Origin of the sequence: Arthrobacter sp. YAF17, from assembly GCF_052113365.1 — a bacterium.
Classification (GTDB): Bacteria; Actinomycetota; Actinomycetes; order Actinomycetales; family Micrococcaceae; genus Arthrobacter.
The window spans coordinates 200,057-219,124 of record NZ_JBFRDB010000003.1; the positions used below are offsets into that span (position 1 = coordinate 200,057).

Genomic DNA, 19,068 nt, shown 5'->3' on the forward strand with positions numbered 1-19,068 from the left:
ACGACCTTGATGAACGATACTGTTTTTCCGTTCATCGTCCTGGCAACGATCTTTGCGTTGCTGGTACTTGCACTGTGCCTTTCCGGGGTGCGCCGCTTCAATCTGCGGCGCGCCCTGGGCACGGTGGACGCCTCCATTTGCACGGCTGGAAACAGCTGGCAGATGGGGGTTTGTCGTTATCAGGACAACGACCTTGAGTGGTTCCGCCTTGCCTCGCTGAGCATGCGGCCAAAGCACACTTTCCGCCGTAGTTCGCTGGAGCTGATCGGCAGGCGCAAGCCCACCGAATCCGAGCTGGTCAAGGTCCAGCCCGATGCCGTGATCGTGGAACTCCGCTATGAAGGGCAGGACGTCCTGCTCGCGATGCGGTTCGACGCCTACACCGGGCTGTCTTCCTGGCTTGAAGCCGGGCCGGTCGTCGGCGTCGGCACCTGGCGCTAGCCGCGGTGGACTTCCTCGAAGACCTCCGGCTGGTCGACGGCCCGGTGCTGTGGATTGCCTGGGCTGCCGGCGCCGCGGGCGTTGCCTACTTGCTCTGGCACGGCGCACGGCGCCGCCACGGGAATACCGCCACCCCGCGCCGGTTGGGTTTCCTCCTAGTCCCCGCCGCCGCCATCCTGGCAGCCGCCGCGCTGCTCGCCGGCGTGCACTGGCTGATGATCTACGCCGTCTCGGTCTTCCCGGAGGAGCTGCCCCGCGAGGTCCTGGCCTGGTCCCTTCTCCCGGTCACGGCACTGCTGCTCTGGGCCTTCCGCCTGTGGGGGATCTGGCGGCCCGGACGGGACCCTGCCACCGGGCAGGGAAGCCCCCGGCACCCGGCCCGCGCGGCCGGGGTGGCAACGGGTGCGCTGCTCGGCGTGGTCCTGCTCTCCGCCGTCCAGATCAACGGATACTTTGGCCTCAACCACACGATGAGCGACCTGATGGGCACCGCCGTTGCCCGGATCCAGCCGCTGGAAGACGGGCTGAAACGCGCTCCCGGAGCCCCGGCCGGCGTCAGCCTCTCCGAATGGACCCCCCCGGCTGAACTGCCCGACGGCGGCGTGCTGCGGCGGGCCGTCATCCCCGGCACCACCTCGGGCTTCGGGAGCCGCGAGGCCTACATCTATCTGCCGCCCGCGTACCGGACCACCCCCCGGCCGGCCCTTCCCGTCCTGGTCCTCTTCTCCGGCCAGCCCGGCGCACCGGCAGACTGGCTCACGGGAGGGGCGCTGCGCAGCCGCATGGACAGGTATGCGGCCGAGCACCACGGCGTGTCCCCGGTAGTGGTGGTGGTGGACCCCAACGGCTCCGCCTCGGGCAACACCCTCTGCATGGACAGCAAAATCGCCCGGGCCGACACGTTCCTCGCCGCGGACGTGCCTGCATGGATCAACCGGACGCTGGACGTGGACCCGGACCCCTCGCGGTGGGCGGCCGGAGGATTCTCCTTCGGCGGGACGTGTGCGATGCAGATGGTGACCCGGCACCCGGACGTTTACAGCTCCGCCCTGGCCTTTTCCAGCGAGAAGGAACCCGCCCTCGCGAAGGAGCGGGAGAAGACCATCGCCGCGTCTTTCGGCGGCGACACCGAGGCCTTCGACCGCCAGACGCCGCTGCGGCTCATGAAGGACAACCGCTTTGACGGGCATGCCATCTATTTTGGCGCCGGTGAACGGGACCCCGAATTCATCGGCTACATGGATCTTTTGTCCGATGCGGCGCGCTCCGCCGGGTTCACCGTGGAGGCCCACCGGATTGCCGGTGCCGGGCATTCCTGGGAGACCGCGTCCAGGGGCCTGCCCGGCGGTCTCGACTTCCTGGCCTCCCGCTGGGGCATCCCGCAGTGAGTCCGGGAGCAACGGCACAGAAGAAGGGGACCGGGGCCGCCTCCCTTCAGGGCCTCGGCCTCCACGGCGTCCGGCAGTCGCTGGGGCATCTGCGCGCCATACCCTTCACCCTTGCCGTCCTCGCTGTCTTCCTGATCACCGGCGCAGCCACCGGAAGCTTTCTCTCCGGGCCACCGGAATCGCTGCTCGACGTGGCGTCCGTCAGTGCCCCGGAGCTGAAAGCAGGGCAGTGGTGGGCGCTGTTCACGTCGATGTTCTTCGCCACGAACCTGCTGGCCTACGCCGCGGCCGCGCTAATGATCCTGCTCCTGCTGGGCCTCGCCGAGCGGCAGCTGGGGACGCGGCGCACCGCAGTGTTCTACTTCGCCGCCCAATTCGCGGCGGTGACGCTGTTCCTGCTCCTGACCCAGCTGGCGCGCTACGTCGACGACGGCTGGCTCAGCCGGATGGTCAACGCGCGGCTGATGGGCCCCTACGCGGCGGTCATCGCCGTCTCGCTGGCGTCCAGCGGGCTCCTGCCCACGCTGTGGCAAAGGCGCCTGCGCACCGCCGTCATCTCCATCTCCCTCATGCTTGTGCTGTACGTCGGGCATGCCGAGACGGTCGTCGGGTTCGCCGGGGCACTGGCCGGGCTGGCGGCGGGCTGGTGGATCCAGGGCGACAAGGGCACCCTGCACCGCCACCGCTCCACAGGCCGCGAGACCCGCAACCTGCTCGCGCTGACCGTGGCGATTTTCGCCGTCGGGCCGATCTTGACGGCGACCGTCCGGACGCCCACCGGGCCTCTGGCCCTGCTGCGGGACGTCGTCCTGAACCCGCTGCCCACGCTGAACCAGCTGGAACAATACTGCGGCGGCACCCTGGATGCCACGTGCCTGGAGGCGGGGCGCGCCGGCTTCGCGGGGCCGCTGGGCCTTGCGCTGGCGGTGGTCCCCGTGGTGCTGCTGCTGATCTGCGCCGACGGCATGCGGCACGGCCGCCGGCTGGCCCTGCGGATCGCGATCATGGTCCAGCTCGCCGTGACAGCCATGGCCGCCGTCTACCTGACCCTGGTCGCCAGGATCCCGCAGTACCCCAACCGGCCGCGCACCGGAGTGATGGGATCCGGGTTTGTCCACATTCTGCCGCTCGTGGTGGTCCCGTTGGTGCTGGTGGTGCTGCTCACTGCCAACCGGCGCCAGTTCCGCGTGGAAACAAGTCCACGGGCCCGCCGGGCCCTCGCCGCCGTCGTCGGCGGCACCTGGCTGGTGCTCGCCGCCTGCTACACCGGAGTGTGGCTGGCCGCCGGCGGCATGGACCGCGACGGCGGCCTGCTGGGACTGGCCGCCGAGCTCTCCCGCCAGTACCTGCCGTTACCCATCCCGGGAATCTACAGCCGCATCTTCCAGGGCCGCGACGCCGTCGAGGCTTTCCTGTTCGCCACCTCCGGAATCATCTTCTGGGCGGTCACCCTGGCCGCCGTCTGGCTGGTACTGCAGCGCCGGCTGCACCGCACCGACGCCGGGGCGGAGGACCGCGACGTGGCCCGTGGCCTGATCCGCCAAGGCGGGGACTCCCTGTCCTGGATGGCGCTGTGGGAGCCCAACAAGTACTGGTTCGCACCGGAGGGCCGCGGGGGAGTGGCGTACCAGCAGCACGGCAACGTCGCACTGACGCTGGCCGGGCCCTTTGGCCCGGCGGCGTTCCACGAAGAGGCCGCAGCAGGCTTCATCCGCTACTGCGCCGAACACGCCCTCATCCCGTGCTTCTACTCCTGCACAGACCAGTTGTGGCCGATGCTGCAGGGCCGCGGCTTCCGGCGGGTGGCGGTGGCCCAGGAAACCAGGCTGGCGGTGCGCTCCCTCGAGTTCAAGGGCAAGGACTGGCAAAACGTCCGTACGGCCCTGAACCGGGCGGAGAAGACCGGGGTGCGCGCGGTGTGGGGCCGCTACGCCGACTTTTCACCGGCGCTGCGCGCCCAGCTGAGCGAAGTATCGGAGGAGTGGGCCGCCCAGAAGTCCGTCCCGGAGATGGGCTTCACCCTTGGTGGCATCGACGAGCTTGTTGACCCGGAGGTGCTCTGCTGCGTGGCCGTCGACGCCGAGGGGCAGGTCCAGGGCGTTACGAGCTGGCTTCCGGTGCACACGGAGGGGCGCGTTGTGAGCTGGACGCTGGACTTCATGCGCCGGCGCGGCGACGCCTTCCCCGGCGTCATGGAGTTCCTGATCGCCTCCGCGGTGCAGGAGCTGCGCAGCTCAGTGGAGGTCATCTCGCTGTCCGGATCGCCGCTGGCCAAGGACATGGCGCAGGTGGCGGACGTGGCCGGCGAGGAGGCGGCGGCCGGCGGCCTGGCGGGGATCCTCGACGTCGTCGGGAAAGCACTGGAGCCCGTGTACGGGTTCCGTTCGCTGGCCAGCTTCAAGTCCCGTTTCAAGCCCGACTACCGGACGTTGTACCTTTATTACCAGGACCCCCTGCAGCTGCCGGCGATGGGCCGGGCGCTGAGCCGGGCCTACCTGCCCGGATTGTCCGTGCGCCAAAGCGCACGGCTGCTCAGGACCCTTGTGCGCTGACCCCGGGTCATGGGGCATTCTGCACGGCCCTTGACCACAATCTGGGGCAACAACCCTGGGGCGCCCACACAGGGCACGATTGCAGGGCAACAAGGCGGCAGCACGGGCGGCAACAATTCGGGCCGGCCAATAGCAGCCTCCAATACGGTGTCCAAACAATGCACGGCAATGTGCCAAACAATGGGGTTATCGGACGAAGGATGTGTATAGGTGTAGCCGGTTTCCCGGTGCGGGTGGGGCACATCCTCGCTAGCTAAGCTGTGACGCCGAAAACTGCCCGGCGGGCGTGCCCATAAACCCCGCATCGAAGGAAGCTCCCGGCACCGCAGCTCGCCGTCAGGGGCGCTTTTGAACACCATTTCCGGCCGCTTAGTCCTGTTACCGCGGCGTGTCCGTGTCAACGTGCCCCCGGACTGCAGCCTCCGGGCGGGACCGGCGGCGGCCAAGCCATGCAACTCGAGGCCCCGGCAGGACGTCCGTGACACGGCCGGCAGGTGCCCGCGTCGTGTCCGACAGCCCAAACAATGCGCCAACACGACAAAAAAATGATCCCCGGCTCCGAAGCCGGGGATCATTTTTTTTCGCGGAGACCGCCGCAGGCAGTTTCCGCGGCGGGATACTAGACCAGCGTTACGCCGGTAGCCTGGGGGCCCTTGGCGCCCTGGCCGATTTCGAACTGAACGCGGGCGTTCTCGTCGAGGGTCTTGAAGCCGCCGGTCTGGATCTCCGAGTAGTGAACGAAGACATCGCCATCGGAGTCATCCGGGGTGATGAAGCCGAAGCCCTTTTCAGCGTTGAACCACTTGACAGTTCCCTGTGCCATGTATTTCTCCTCATTATGGATCTTGGTTAAGGCCGGCACACTTCGTGCCGGACTTGGTCACTCCGCGAGAAGAACCTTGGCTGTGGGACCGGAATACCGGGCTTAGGCGGCAGGCGCTTCACGCTCGCAACATGTCTTGCGAGCATGAAAAAACACCTACACAAAGACTCGTATAAGAATTTCATGACAGTTGCGTCAGGTCAACGGGCACGGCGCACAATTGGCATAAATTTTGTACAAAGTATCGATGAATGCCTGAGAAGGTGCATTAGCTGCAGCATTTGCGGCCTTTCCGGTTCGCTGACCGGCCGCGGCCCTTTAGAAGAGCCGGGATTCGACGTCGTCGACTCCGCACATCGCGTCATAGTCGAGGGTGATGCAGTCGATGCCGCGGTCGTTTGCCAAGACCTTGGCCTGGGGCTTGATCTGCTGGGCGGCGAAGATCCCGCGGACCGGAGCCAGCAGCGGGTCGCGGTTGAGCAGTTCAAGGTAGCGCGTGAGCTGCTCGACGCCGTCGATGTCTCCGCGGCGCTTGAGCTCGATGGCCACGGTGCCGCCCCTGGCATCCCTGGCCAGGATGTCCACCGGGCCGATGGCGGTGAAGTACTCGCGGCGGATGAGGGAGAAACCGGCGCCCAGAAGTTCGATCTGGTCGGCCAGCAGCCGCTGCAGGTCCGCCTCCACGCCGTCCTTGATCAGCCCGGGGTCCTGGCCGAGCTCGTGGGAGGTGTCATGGAGCTGCTCATGGATGTTGATGATCAGCCGGTCATCGGTCTTGGCCGACTGGACGGTCCACTGCTCCACCACGCCGGTTTCGACGTCGACCTCGTCCGGAGTGGAGACCCGCAGGGACGCGGGAGGACTCATCCAGTTCAACGGCTTGTAGGATCCGCCGTCTGAATGGACCAGGACGGAACCGTCGGCCTTGACCAGCAGGAGCCGGGTGGCAAGCGGAAGATGGGCTTTGAGCCGGCCGACGTAATCAACGGAGCAACGGGCTATCACTAAACGCACCCGGTCAACACTACCGTCTGCGGGGACAGGAGGCACCCGGACTGGGGCAGAATGGAACCATGCCCCGTTCCAACCGCCCCCGCCGTGCCGTCCCAGGACGGGCCGGATCCGGTAGGGGAGCGAAGCCCGGAGCGAAGGGCGGCCCGGTGCCCGAGCTGGACCTTGAGCGCGCACGCTCGGGTTTCGCACGCCGTGAGAGTGCGCCGGACGGCGAGTGGTCGGTCCGGCCCATCACCGCCGGACGCGCCGAGAAGACCTACATCTGTCCGGGCTGTTCGACGGCGGTTCTGCCCGGCGTGGCCCATCTCGTCGTGTGGTCCGAGGACCACCTCTTCGGGGCGGCCGCGGGGCTGGCGGAGCGGCGGCACTGGCATACCAACTGCTGGACCTCCCGCAGCTACCGGTACCGCTGACTGCTTCGCGGAACATCTCCGCTTGCCGTCTCAGTCCGGCGGCTGCGCTTGCTGTCTCCGCTTGGTGCCTTCGCTAAGCTGGACGCATGAGTTTTGACCCGGCGTCGTACGTCTTCAGCCAGCCTTCCGCACCGACCGCGATCCGCGCCTCCACGGTTCTGCCCGCCCGCCGGGAGAACGTGGAGCTCCGCACCGGCGACGGGCACCGGCTGGTCGGCGAGCTGGCGCTCCCGGAGTCCGGCGAGGTGAAGGCCACCCTCATCACGCTCCATCCGCTGCCCACCCACGGCGGCTTTATGGACTYGCATGTCTACCGCAAAGCCTCCTACCGCCTGCCCGCCCTCGCCGGGATCGCCGTGCTCCGGTTCAACACCCGCGGCACTGCCTCGCCGCGCGGAACCAGCGACGGAGCGTTCGAGGAGGGCATCGGCGAACGCCTGGACGTCGAGGCGGCCGTGCAGTTCGCCGTCGACCGCGGCCTGCCGAACCGCTGGCTGGTGGGCTGGTCCTTCGGGACCGAGCTCGCATTGATGTACGGCGCTACGGAGCCGGTGGCCTCCGGGGTGGAGGGCGCCATCCTGCTCTCGCCGCCGCTGCACCGGGCCACTGACGTGCACCTCAAGGAGTGGGCGGCCTCCGGCAAGCCGCTCAAGGTCCTGGTGCCCGAGCACGACGATTACCTCCAGCCGGCTGCGGCCACGGAGCGCTTCGGGGTGGTGCCGCAGGCCCGCGTCGTGGGCGTGGACGGCGCCAAGCACCTGTGGGTGGGGGAGAAGTACGCCGGCCGGGTGCTGAACGAGATTGTCGAGGAGGTGCTGCCGGGAGGCTACGCCGGCTCGGGTACTGGACTGCCGCAGGAATGGGACGGTCCGGTCGCGACGGCGCACGCCTGAGGGCACACTGCAAAAGACGCTACGAAAAAGGACAGCCGCTGCGTGGATCCACGCAGCGGCTGTCCTTTTTCGTAGCGAAATGCTTGCTAGTGCTTGTCCTGGCGGACGATGAAGATCTCCTTGACCAGGAGCATGATGGCGGCTGCGGTGGGGATCGCGATCAGCGCGCCCAGGACACCCAGCAGGCTGCCGCCGGCGATCACCGAGATGACGGCGACGGCGCCTGGAACCGCGACGGCCTTCTGCATGATGCGCGGGGAGATGAAGTAGGCCTCGAACTGCAGGTAGGCGAAGTAGCAGATGGCATAGACCACGGCGGTTTGCCAGCCGGCCGTGAGGGCGATCAGCGTGACGATCACGCCGGCGATCAGGCCGCCGACCAGCGGAATGAAGGCCAGCAGGGCAACGACGAAGGCCAGCAGCACGGCGAACGGGACGCCGACGATCGTCATGACGATGAACGCGAAGGTGGCGTTCACGAGGGCGACGACGGCCTGGCCGATCACGTAGTTGCCCACCGAACCGGTGATTTCCTCGGACAGGGCCTCGACCCTGGCACGGCGCGACCGGGGGGCCAGGCGGTAGCCCCACTTCTTCATGGCCGGCAGGGCAGCCAGGAAGTAGAGGCTGAGCACCAGCACAATCAGGGCGCCGAACAGGCCGTTCGCCACGGTCGAGCCGAAGCCCACGACGCCGCCGAAGATGCCGCCCATCGCCTCCGGGTTGTTGACGAACTTCTCCAGCTCCTGGGTGATGCGTTCCCGCACCCCGTACTGGTTGTCGATGCTGCGGAAGAAGTCGGAGTTAATGAACTCCGTGATCCAGCTCGGGGCCTCCTCGACGATCTGGGTGACCTGCTGCACGATCGTGGGAATCAGTGTGGCAAAGAAGGCGGCGACGGCCAGGGCCAGGGAAGAAACGGCCACCACAATGCCGGCGGCGCGGGGGAACTTCTTCGCCTCGAGCCAGCGCACCACCGGGTCCAGACCCAGCGCGATGAACAGCGCCGCCACGATCCAGAGGAGCAGCTGCGTTGTGTTGGAGCCGATCCAGTAGACGAGCAGGGCCACGCCGACGCCGACAGTACCCATGAACCCGACGTAGAGGGGGTGCTGGGAGGACATCCGCGGGCCGGGATCGCCAAAACGGGTGCCCGTCTCAGTCTCGGGTGTCGTCTCGTCGTCCTGTTCCGGGGGCATTTCGAAGCGCAGGCGCGGCTGGGCTCCCGGAAGGGGCTGGCGCAGGCGGTGGGCCATCGCGTTCAGCATTCCGGCCAAGGCTGACCGGCGGGGGGAAACCTGCTCCTGCGGACCGCCTGCCGTGCTGCCGGATTCCTGGCTTTCTTCTTGTCCTGAGAGGGGCGGATCCGTGTATCCAGTCACTGCGTTGAAAGCCCTTAATCCTTGAGAATTTTCCCGTCGGTGCCGCGGTCACGGCCCTACTGTGATGATCAACGCAAACACTATCAGCAGGCTTGTTTTGGCGCGGTGAGGCGGCTTCTGCGGAGGCCGCGGAAGGGGTTGACAAGCAGGCCGATCTGACTCCGTGGTAACAAAACCGTTACTATTGAAGCTAAGTGTCCGCTGATGATAGGTAATATTTTGCGTTTCAAGACTGCAGTTGCATTAGTGCTGCTCGGCCTCCTGACACTCCTGGCCGGTATCGGCCAAAAGACTTTCTGGGCCCCGGCCGAGACCGTAACCGCCACCGCACCCTCCGGTGCCACCGCGGCGCCGCTGACCGTATTTGACGAGAAGCTTCGTACCATGCGGGACGGCACGGTGACGATCAACGTCAAGGGCGAAGGCAGCTTCATGCTGGCCGCCGGGCGCCCGGACGACGTCGAGGCCTGGGTCGGTCAGACCGCGCACAACACGGTCTCCGGCGTGTCCGAGGACGGCAAGGCGCTGCAGTTGACGCATGCCGACGGCGAAGCGACCGCACCTTCACCGGCGGGTTCGGATCTGTGGGTCAGCACGGAGAACGCCAGCGGCGAGTTGAAGTACGACTGGACCCCGCCCGCCGACGGCGACTGGTCGCTGCTGCTCGCGACGGACGGCACCGAGCCCGCCCCGACGTCGATCACCATGACCTTCCCGAATGACACCTCTACTCCGTGGGCCATCCCGTTTATGGTCCTGGGCGGCCTGCTGATCCTGGCCGGCGCCGCCCTGCTGGTGCTCAAGCCCAAGTCCGGGACCCGTTCCGGGACCGGCGGCGGTTCAGGCGATGGTTCGACCGGTGGGAGCGGCTTTGCCCGCCGTGCGCAGGCCAAGGCCGCGGCCCGCAACGAAGCCCGGAAATCCGCCGCAGCCACGGCAGCGGTCCCCGTTGTCGACTCGCCGGCAGCTGACTCGAAGGGCGCAGCCCCGACAAACACAGCCCCGACAAGCCCGGACCCGGCAAATACTGGCCCGACGAACACCACCCCCAAGGGCGCCGCAGAGAAGTCCGTTGCCGCGCCGGCCACCGTATTGCAGCGGCTGAGGCGTTCCGGAGCGGTCGTGGCCGTGCTGACGGCCACCGCCGTCGCCGGCAGCGGCGTGGCGGCTCAGGCCAGCCAGGCGCCGGCCCCGTCGCCGGGCACGTCGTCCGCCGCAGCGGAGCAGGCCCCGGATTCGCCGGTGCTGGTCGATGCCCAGTTCCGCCGCATCCTGGAGCAGGTTGCCAGTGCGGTCGACGCCGGCGATGCCGCCAAGGATGCCAGCAAGCTGGAGCCTCGCGTGGCCAATCCCGAACTCGAAGTCCGCACGCAGAACTACAAGATCCGGTCCCAGGTCGGCTCGTATGAGGCCCGCATGCCGGTCCGTGCCACGAAGCTGCTCACCACCGTGGTCACCGAGAAGCGCAGCTGGCCGCGCACGGTCATGGCCGTCACCCAGGGCGAGGGCAACGTAGTTCCGCAGCTGCTCACCCTCACCCAGGCCTCCGCGCGGGAGAACTACAAGCTGGTCCTCACAACACCGCTGCAGCCGGGGACAACTTTCCCGGGGATCGCACGCGGCGGCACGCAGACTGTGGCGCCGTCGGATAAGTCGGGCCTCCTCTACAGCGGCGAGGAAGCATTGGGCGGCCTGGGCGACCGGCTGAATTCCGCCGATTCCGCGTTCAAGGACAAGCTCGCCGAGGGCGAGTCCTCCCCGTACATTGCGGACACGCTGGCCTACCAGGCCGATGTGGTGAACTCCGGCGTCAACGGCACCTTCTCCTTCACCCACAAGGTGGTCCCGGAGAGCGTCGTGGTGTTCCGGACCGCCGACGGCGGGGCGCTCGCCCTGGGCCGCCTGAACTTCGCGTTCGACGGTACCCCGAAGGCCGAGGGCGACAAGCTGACCATCGGCGACGACGCAGCTGCCCTGGCCGGCGGCAAGGAGACCAGCACCGGCATGGTGCTGAACTTCGCCGAGTCCGTGGCTGTCTACATCCCGCCGGCCGGGTCCCAGGACCCGATGAAGCTCGTGGCCGCGACCCGCGGCCTCACGGGAGCCAGCTTCAAGTAGGACAGGGCCAGCCCTGAATGAAACGGCTGACCGAAGCCACGCTGACAGGAAAGACCCGGCCGCCTGGCCGGGTCTTTTCTGCTCTCCGGGTCCGCCAGGTGGCACCGCCCGGGGCCGATGTGGCTAGAGTGGAACCATGACTTCGCCAGCTTCCCGACCGGTCCCGCCTGCTGCCGCCAACCCGCTTAACCTGCGGGGCGCCGTCGACCTCTCCGCCCTGAAACAGCGACAAGCCGCGCCGCCGGCCGCGGCTGGCCCGGCAGGCATGCCGGGCGCTCCGGGGGCACCGGACAACGGGGACGCGGAGCACGGCAGCCGTCGGCTGCGGGTGGACATCACCGAAGCCAACTTCCAGGAACTCGTGGAGCTGTCCGCCCAGGTTCCCGTCGTCGTCGCGCTCTGGGCGGCGTACTCGCCCGGCTCAGCCGAACTGGTTGACGTCCTCGAGCGGATCGTGGACGGCTACGACGGCCAGCTGGTCCTTGGCGCCGCCGACGTCGAGGTGTTCCCGCAGCTTGCCCAGGCGTTCCAGGTCCAGGCGGTTCCCACCGCCGTCGCCCTCGTCAAGGGCCAACCGGTGCCCCTCTTCCAGGGCGGCGCCGAGGAAACGCAGGTCCGCGGCCTGTTGGACGAACTGCTTAAGGTCGCCGCCGCCAATGGCGTGTCGGGACGGATCGGCACGGGCGGCCCCGGCGCCGCCGCCCCCGAGGCTCCGCCCCTGCCACCCCTGCACCAGAAGGCCTTCGACGCGATCGAGGCCGAGGACTACGCCGCGGCCGCGGACGCTTACCGCCAGGCGCTCCTGGAGATGCCCGCCGACGCGGAAGCCAAGGCCGGGCTCGCCCAGGTGGAGCTCATGGGCCGGCTCCAGCCGGTCTCCGCCGCGGACACGGACGCACTGCGCAAGCTGGCCGCGGACGAGCCGGACAACCTCGAAGCCCAGCTTGGTGTTGCCGACGTGGACATCGCCGGCGGACACGTCGAGGACGGGCTCGGCCGGATCGTCGCGTTCATCGGCCGAAACTTCGGCCCCGAGCGCGAAACGGCGCGGGTCAGGTTGTTGGAACTGTTCGACGTCGTGGGCACCGGCGACGACCGGGTCGCGAAGGCTCGCCAGAACCTGGCACGGGTCCTCTTCTGATGGGATCCGCGCTCTTCACGCCGCTGGACCTGCGCTCCCTGCACCTGCAGCACCGCGGCTGGGTATCGCCGATGTGCCAGTACAGCTGTGAGCCGGAAACCGGTGAAGGGGTCCCCAACGACTGGCACCTGATGCATCTGGGCTCCTTCGCCACCGGCGGCGCAGCCCTGATCCTCACCGAAGCGGCCGCCGTCAACGCCGCCGGCCGGATCAGCCCGCGGGACGCCGGACTCTACAACGACGACCAGGCGGCGGCGTGGGAACGGATCACGGCGTTCGTCCACCGGCACGGATCCGCGGAGACCAAGATCGGCACCCAGTTGGCGCACGCCGGCCGGAAAGCGTCGTCCTACTGGCCGTTCTCCGGCCAGAAGGGCACGGTGGCTGCCAACGACGGCGGCTGGCCCATCGTGGGTCCCGGCACCTCGGCCTTTGACGGCTACGACGCCCCCTCCGCGTTGTCGGAGGAGGAGATCGGCGGCGTGATCGCCGATTTTGCCGCAGCAGCGGAGCGGGCCGTCGGTGCCGGCTTCGACACAATCGAAATCCACGGCGCGCACGGCTACCTCCTGCACCAGTTCCAAAGTCCGCTGGTCAACGACCGCACCGACCGCTGGGGCGGCGACGAGGCAGGCCGGAACCGGCTCACCCTGGCCGTGGTGGATGCCGTGCGCAACGTCATCCCCGACTCCATGCCGCTGCTGCTCCGGATCTCCGCCTCGGACTGGGCCGAGGGTGGCATCGATGCGGAGGCGTCGGTGCGGATGGCCAAGGCGGCCTCGGAACATGGCGTGGACCTCGTCGACGTTTCCAGCGGCGGCGCCGTGGCTTACCAGCAGATCCCGGTGGGGCCCGGCTACCAGACCGATTTCTCCGCCCGGATCCGGCGCGAAACCGGAGTCAGAACCGGGACGGTCGGGCTGCTGACCTCGGCGGGCCAGGCCGAACATGCCGTGGCCACCGGACAGGCCGACGGCGTCTTCATCGCCCGGGCCGCCCTGCGCGACCCGCACTGGTGGCTGAGGGCCGCGTTCGAACTCGGCCATGAAATGGCCTGGCCGCCGCAGTACGAACGTGCCATTCCGCGCCACTCCTTCTAGCGGCCTGCGGGCGGGACTTCCGGCGGAGAGTGTCCGCCCATGGGGGTACGCCTTGCGGACGATCCATTCCGGGTAGGGTGGCGGTTAGTCTAACGACATGACTTTTCAGCAACCGCATCCGCCTGCCCCTGAAAGCCAGCCAGCCCCGCCGGTGCCCGCGCTGTCCCTGCGCGGGCTCGCCAAGCGCTTTGGCGGCAAGATCGCCGTGGACGGTATCAGCCTGGACGTTCCGGCGGGCTCCTTCTATGGAATCGTCGGTCCGAACGGCGCCGGCAAGACCACCACCCTGTCGATGGCCACGGGACTGCTGCGGCCCGAGTTCGGCACCGCGTTCGTGCACGGGGTGGATGTCTGGAAGCAGCCGCTGGAAGCCAAAAAACTGATGGGCATCCTGCCCGACGGCGTCCGGCTCTTCGACCGGCTGACCGGCGAGCAGCTGGTGAGCTACGCCGGGCTGTTACGGGGCATGGATAAGGACGTCGTGGCAGGGCGCGTCAAGGAGCTGCTCGCGGCACTGGACCTCAGCTCCGACGCCGGCACGATGGTGGTGGACTACTCCGCCGGCATGACCAAGAAGATAGCGCTTGCCTCGGCCCTGATCCACGCACCGCGGCTGCTGGTGCTCGACGAGCCGTTCGAATCCGTCGACCCGGTGTCCGCGGCCAACATCCGCGACATCCTGGACCGCTATGTGGCGTCTGGCGGCACGGTCATTGTCTCCAGCCACGTCATGGACCTCGTCCAGCGGATGTGCGACCACGTCGCCGTCGTCGCCGCCGGACGGCTGCTCGCCGCCGGGACGGTCGAAGAAGTCCGCGCGGGCGAGTCCCTCGAAGACCGCTTCGTCCAGCTGGTCGGCGGCCGCAACCCCACGGAAGGTCTCGAATGGTTGCGCACCTTCTGAGGCTCAAGCTGATCCTGCTGCGCAACAGCGTCCGGCGCAGCCCCTGGCAACTTGTGGGCCTCGGCGTCGGCGTCCTGTATGCCCTGGGACTCGTGGGGCTCGCCATCGCGGGACTCCTGTTCCTCCGCGGGGAGGACGCCGGCTTGGCGCACACTGTCGTGGTGCTGGGCGGCGCCGCGGCACTTTTGGGGTGGGCCGTCGTCCCGGTCGCTGCCGCGGCCGCGGACATGACACTGGACCCGGCACGGTTCACCACCTTCGCTGTGCCGATGCCGCAGCTGCTCACGGGCCTGGCCCTCGGCGGGCTGATCGGCATCCCGGGCACGGCGACCACGCTGGTGGCGCTTGGCACCGTCGGGACCTGGTCCCGGAGCCTGCCCGCCGCGGGCGGCGCCCTGGTGGGCGCGGTCCTCGGCGTGCTGAGCTGCATCGTCCTGTCCAAGGTGGTCACCACCGCCACCGCAGGGCTGGCCAGTTCCCGCCGTTTCAAGGACGTCAGCGCGGTGATCTTCCTGATACCCCTCATCCTGATGGGCCCGATCATCGCCGGCATCGCCGACGGGATTGCCAGTTCCGGGGATTTCCTGACCGGGCTGGCCCGCACGCTGTCCTGGACGCCGGCGGGGGCCGCGTGGTCCCTTGGCGGCGACCTTGCCGCGGGGAGCTACGGCGCCGCGGCCCTCAAGTTCCTGATCGCGCTTGCCACACTCGGCGGACTCGCGTTCTGCTGGAAGCTCCTGCTGCAGCGCGCGCTCGTGACGCCGCCCTATGCCGGCAGTTCCCGAAAGCGGGCCGGCGGGCTTGGCTTCTTCGGGCTGTTCCCGGCGACGCCAACGGGCGCGGTCGCCGCACGGTCCCTGACCTACTGGCTCCGGGACCCCCGGTACTCTGGCTCCCTCGTCATTGTCCCGCTGCTCCCGGTGCTGCTTCTGTTCCAGGCCACCCAGACGGGATCCTACGGGCTGCTCCTCTTCATCGGCCCGCTGACCGCGTTTCTGCTTGCCTGGTCCATCTCAGCAGACGTCTCCTACGACAACACCGCCTTCGCGCTGCATCTCTCCACGGGCGTGCGGGGCGTCCACGACCGGCTCGGCCGGGCGGTGGCATGCCTCGTTTTCGCGCTGCCGGTGGTGCTGGCGCTCAGCGTCCTGCCGTTCCTGATCGGTGCGGACTGGCAGCAGTTGCCCGCGGTGCTCGGCTTGTCCCTCGGCGTCCTGTTCAGCGGGATCGGGCTTTCCTCTGTCGTCTCGGCACGCTACACGACGGCCGTGCCGCTCCCCGGGGACAGCCCCTTCAAGAAGCCGCCCGGCAATGTGGCGCAGACCCTGGCGGTGCAGTTCGGCGGGATGGGGGCACTCCTGGTCCTGATGATCCCGGAAATAGCGCTCGTGGTGGCACAGTTCGTCACCGGAAGCGCCGTGCCCGGCTGGATCAATCTGGTCCTGGGCCCCGTCCTGGGGCTCGTGTTGTTCGCCCTCGGAGTCAGGCTGGGCGGCAAATGGCTCGATGCACGGGGGCCGGAACTGCTTGCCCAGTTGGCCGTCAACCGCTGACGCGGGCGCCGCGGGCGGGACTGGGATAACCTGCCCCTAGGGGCGGATCCGGCAACGGGTGCGGCCAAGCGCCAGTGCAACGGTAAGGCAGCGGTACAGGCCGCAGCGGCCGCGGCAGTGCAACGGTAAAGGCAGGGCCATGGAAGTCGTCATTCTGTCCGGCAGCAAGCCAGCCGCCGCGCTCGCGGCCGATGCCGTGGAGGCGCTGCTCAGGCGCAAACCCGACGCCGTCCTGGGCCTGGCGGCAGGTTCGTCCCCGCTGCCGGTCTACAACGAACTCGCGCTGCGGCACGAACGGGCCGGCCTGGACTTCAGCCGGGTGCGTGCCTTCGCCCTGGATGAATATGTGGGGCTGCCAGCCGGACACGCGGAGTCCTACCATGAGGTGATCCGGCGCGAATTCACCGAGCGGGTGAACATCGACCCGGCGAACGTCCGCGGCCCGGACGGCTCGGCCGCGGACATCCCCGCCGCCTGCCAGGCCTACGAGGACGCCATCCGCGAGGCCGGGGGAGTGGACCTGCAACTGCTGGGCGTCGGCACCGACGGCCACATCGGATTCAACGAGCCCGGGTCCTCCCTGGCCTCGCGGACCCGGATCAAGACGCTGATCGAGCAGACACGCCGGGACAACGCACGGTTCTTCGGGAGCCTGTCCCACGTCCCGCACCACGTTGTGACCCAGGGACTGGGAACCATCCTGGAGGCCCGGCATGTGATCCTCATTGCCACCGGCGCGCAGAAGGCGCAGGCCGTCCGCGACCTCGTGGAAGGACCCGTCGCTGCCATCTGCGCGGCCTCGGTCCTGCAGCTGCACCCCCATGCCACGATCCTGCTGGACGAGGCGGCGGCGTCGTCGCTGCGGCTCGCCGACTACTACCGCCACAGCTATGAGAACAAGCCCGCGTGGCAGGGGCTGTAGCACTCCACCGTCAACATGCCGCCGCCGCACTCCCGCCCTGCTGGTGCCGTTTCGTCCGATCCAGCGGCTAAGATGGGACTCATGAACAGCATGACCGATCCTCTCGAAAACGACCCGATGCGCGAGCTCTCCGGAGCCGGGACGTCGACGGCCACGATCGAGCGCGAGGAACTGCGCCAGGAAGTCGAACCCGGTGACCGGGAACGCTTCTCGCACTACGTGCGCAAGGAAAAGATCATGGAATCCGCGCTGTCCGGGGAACCCGTCATCGCCCTGTGCGGCAAGGTCTGGACGCCGGGCCGCGATCCGAAGAAGTTCCCCGTCTGCCCTGAATGCAAAGAGGTCTACGACGGCCTCCGCCCGGGCAGCGACGGCGGCAAGGGTTCCGGCGACAAGTAGCACGGCCGCGCCAGGCGGGGACGCAACGGCTCCGCGCGTCCCGCGCTGACAAGCGCCGCCCCGTGCCGGGGTAGCCTGTTCTCCCGATGAATGGTGCCCGGTCCATGCTGGCCGGTGATTGCTTACGGTTTATCCGAAAAAGATTGGTGTTTTTTGTGCTTAAGTGGGTTTCCCCGTCAGCGGCAGCAGCATGCGCAATGGAGGGCCCTCAGTGACAGAGACACTCTTCGGCGGACCCGTACTGCCGCCCGCGTATCCCGAGCGGGCAGCCTGGGGCACCGCGCCGAAGCTCCGTGCCTGGCAGCAGGAGGCCCTGGACAGCTATTTCGCCACGCATCCCAGGGACTTCCTCGCAGTCGCTACCCCCGGCGCCGGCAAGACCACCTTTGCCCTGCGGGTGGCTTCCATGCTGATCGAAGCCAACATCGTCAACCGCGTGACCATCGTGGCGCCCACCGACCATTTGAAGCGGCAGTGGGCCGACGCGGCCGCCAGGGTGGGCATCGCCATCGATCCCAACTTCAAGAACGCTGACGGCCAGCACGGCCGCGGCTTCATCGGCGTCGCGGTCACGTACGCGCAGGTGGCGAGCAAGCCGATGCTGCACCGCGCCAAGACCGAAGCCGCCCGCACGCTGGTCATCCTCGATGAAATCCACCACGGCGGCGAGGCGCTCTCGTGGGGTGACGGGCTCCGCGAAGCCTTTGAACCCGCGGCGCGCCGGCTCTCACTGACGGGCACGCCGTTCCGTTCCGACACGTCGCCGATCCCGTTCGTGGAATACGCAGAGGACCGGGACGGCATCCGGCGTTCCAAGGCCGACTACACCTACGGCTACGGCAAAGCGCTCCGGGACCACGTGGTCCGGCCCGTGATGTTCATGGCCTATTCCGGCCAGATGCGCTGGCGCACCAGCGGCGGCGAGGAGATGGCCGCCTCCCTCGGTGAATCAGCCGTCACCAAGGACGTCACCTCCCAGGCCTGGCGGACCGCCCTGAACCCGGCGGGCGAATGGATTCCCGCCGTGCTTGCCGGGGCGGACAAGCGGCTCAGCGAGGTGCGCCGGACCGTTCCCGACGCCGGCGGACTGGTCATTGCGACCGACCACGAGGACGCGCGCGCCTACGCCGGGCAGCTGAAGCGGATCACCGGCGAGTCGCCCACGGTCATCCTCTCGGACGACACAAAGGCCTCCAGCAAGATCGAGGAGTTCACCGCCAGCGAGAAGCGCTGGATGGTGGCCGTGCGCATGGTCTCCGAAGGCGTGGACGTCCCCCGGCTCTCCGTCGGCGTCTACGCGACCTCCACCGCCACTCCGCTGTTCTTCGCCCAGGCCGTGGGGCGTTTCGTGCGCGCGCGGAAGCGCGGTGAGACGGCGTCGGTCTTCCTGCCCTCGGTGCCGCAGCTCATGGCGCTGGCGAACTCCATGGAAGCCGAACGGGACCACGCCCTGGACCGCCCGGAGAAGGAGGACGGCGACGGCCTCTTCAACCCGGAAGACTCGCTGATGGACGAGGCGAACCGCGAGGAGAAAGCCTCCGACTCGCTGACCAAGGGCAAGTTCGAGGCCCTGGATTCGCAGGCCTCCTTTGACCGTGTGCTGTTCGACGGCGGCGAGTTCGGCACCGGCGGCGAGGTGGGTTCGGAGGACGAGCTCGACTTCCTCGGGATTCCCGGCCTGCTCGACGCCGAACAGGTCGGCACGCTGCTGCGCCAGCGCCAGCACGAGCAGCTCAACCGCAAGAACGCGCGCGCACCGCAGAGTGCGGCCGGTCCGGCCGTGGCCGCTGCCGTGCCGGACCACCGCATGCTGATGGACCTGCGCACCGAACTGGCAAAAAACGTCGCGGCCTGGTCTGCGCGGACCGGCACGCCGCACGGCGTCATCCACACCAAGCTCAGGACGGTCTGCGGCGGCCCGGCCGTGGCGCAGGCCAACGAGGAACAGCTGCAGACCCGGCTGCGCAAACTGCAGGACTGGTTCATCGGCCGGAAGTAGGGGCGGCAGGCACACGGCGGAGCACA

General features: G+C 68.3%; 16 protein-coding genes. 13 read left to right on the top strand and 3 right to left on the bottom strand.

What is annotated here, in order from left to right:
- Positions 1–9 precede the first annotated feature (9 nt).
- From AB4Y67_RS04930 to AB4Y67_RS04940, 3 genes are read left to right on the top strand one after another with little or no spacing between them, the layout of a single operon-like run.
- On the top strand, positions 10–441 hold the full coding sequence (locus AB4Y67_RS04930) for a DUF2550 domain-containing protein (RefSeq protein WP_441404660.1): 432 nt from the start codon (positions 10–12) through the stop codon (positions 439–441).
- A 5-nt stretch (positions 442–446) separates the two neighbouring features.
- Complete coding sequence (locus tag AB4Y67_RS04935) at positions 447–1,829, top strand: alpha/beta hydrolase (protein WP_441404661.1); 1,383 nt, start codon at positions 447–449, stop codon at positions 1,827–1,829.
- Positions 1,826–4,381, top strand: a complete 2,556-nt coding sequence (locus AB4Y67_RS04940; RefSeq protein ID WP_441404662.1) for a bifunctional lysylphosphatidylglycerol flippase/synthetase MprF — start codon at positions 1,826–1,828, stop codon at positions 4,379–4,381. Before AB4Y67_RS04935 ends, AB4Y67_RS04940 begins: the two co-directional genes overlap by 4 nt.
- Positions 4,382–5,000: 619 nt before the next feature.
- Here AB4Y67_RS04940 and AB4Y67_RS04945 read toward each other — a convergent pair.
- The gene (locus tag AB4Y67_RS04945; protein ID WP_024365900.1) at positions 5,001–5,204 is read right to left on the bottom strand and encodes a cold-shock protein; all 204 of its coding nucleotides are present in this window, start codon (positions 5,202–5,204) and stop codon (positions 5,001–5,003) included.
- Between the two features lie 318 nt (positions 5,205–5,522).
- Complete coding sequence (nucS, locus tag AB4Y67_RS04950) at positions 5,523–6,218, bottom strand: endonuclease NucS (protein WP_441404663.1); 696 nt, start codon at positions 6,216–6,218, stop codon at positions 5,523–5,525.
- 59 nt (positions 6,219–6,277) lie between these two features.
- Between nucS and AB4Y67_RS04955 the strand changes: the two genes are divergently transcribed.
- Both AB4Y67_RS04955 and AB4Y67_RS04960 read left to right on the top strand, forming a co-directional pair.
- On the top strand, positions 6,278–6,631 hold the full coding sequence (locus AB4Y67_RS04955; RefSeq protein WP_441404664.1) for an ATP/GTP-binding protein: 354 nt from the start codon (positions 6,278–6,280) through the stop codon (positions 6,629–6,631).
- A gap of 86 nt (positions 6,632–6,717) precedes the next feature.
- The gene (locus AB4Y67_RS04960) at positions 6,718–7,524 is read left to right on the top strand and encodes an alpha/beta hydrolase (protein ID WP_441404665.1); all 807 of its coding nucleotides are present in this window, start codon (positions 6,718–6,720) and stop codon (positions 7,522–7,524) included.
- An 86-nt stretch (positions 7,525–7,610) separates the two neighbouring features.
- On the opposite strand, the gene AB4Y67_RS04965 is transcribed toward AB4Y67_RS04960, so the two are convergent.
- Positions 7,611–8,792, bottom strand: coding sequence for an AI-2E family transporter (locus AB4Y67_RS04965; RefSeq protein WP_441404666.1), 1,182 nt, complete (start codon positions 8,790–8,792; stop codon positions 7,611–7,613).
- Between the two features lie 318 nt (positions 8,793–9,110).
- Here AB4Y67_RS04965 and AB4Y67_RS04970 point away from each other — a divergent pair, with 318 nt between their 5' ends.
- The 8 genes from AB4Y67_RS04970 to AB4Y67_RS05005 all read left to right on the top strand — a co-directional run bounded on the left by AB4Y67_RS04970 (position 9,111) and on the right by AB4Y67_RS05005 (position 19,042).
- Positions 9,111–11,024 (top strand): hypothetical protein, encoded by a 1,914-nt coding sequence (locus tag AB4Y67_RS04970; RefSeq protein ID WP_441404667.1) that lies wholly within the window; start codon positions 9,111–9,113, stop codon positions 11,022–11,024.
- A gap of 136 nt (positions 11,025–11,160) precedes the next feature.
- A complete protein-coding gene (locus tag AB4Y67_RS04975; RefSeq protein WP_441404668.1) occupies positions 11,161–12,165 on the top strand; it encodes a co-chaperone YbbN in 1,005 nt (334 codons plus the stop codon).
- Positions 12,165–13,265 (top strand): NADH:flavin oxidoreductase/NADH oxidase, encoded by a 1,101-nt coding sequence (locus AB4Y67_RS04980; RefSeq protein ID WP_441404669.1) that lies wholly within the window; start codon positions 12,165–12,167, stop codon positions 13,263–13,265. The genes AB4Y67_RS04975 and AB4Y67_RS04980 overlap by 1 nt, the downstream gene beginning before the upstream one ends.
- A 97-nt stretch (positions 13,266–13,362) precedes the next feature.
- Positions 13,363–14,169 (top strand): ABC transporter ATP-binding protein, encoded by an 807-nt coding sequence (locus AB4Y67_RS04985; RefSeq protein ID WP_441404670.1) that lies wholly within the window; start codon positions 13,363–13,365, stop codon positions 14,167–14,169.
- On the top strand, positions 14,151–15,722 hold the full coding sequence (locus AB4Y67_RS04990; protein WP_441404671.1) for a transporter: 1,572 nt from the start codon (positions 14,151–14,153) through the stop codon (positions 15,720–15,722). Before AB4Y67_RS04985 ends, AB4Y67_RS04990 begins: the two co-directional genes overlap by 19 nt.
- Positions 15,723–15,861: 139 nt before the next feature.
- Positions 15,862–16,644 (top strand): glucosamine-6-phosphate deaminase, encoded by a 783-nt coding sequence (nagB, locus tag AB4Y67_RS04995; protein WP_441404672.1) that lies wholly within the window; start codon positions 15,862–15,864, stop codon positions 16,642–16,644.
- A 90-nt stretch (positions 16,645–16,734) separates the two neighbouring features.
- Entirely contained in the window at positions 16,735–17,043 is a 309-nt protein-coding gene (locus AB4Y67_RS05000) for a DUF3039 domain-containing protein (RefSeq protein WP_374724962.1), read from the top strand.
- 211 nt (positions 17,044–17,254) lie between these two features.
- Complete coding sequence (locus tag AB4Y67_RS05005; protein WP_441404673.1) at positions 17,255–19,042, top strand: DEAD/DEAH box helicase; 1,788 nt, start codon at positions 17,255–17,257, stop codon at positions 19,040–19,042.
- Positions 19,043–19,068 lie beyond the last annotated feature (26 nt).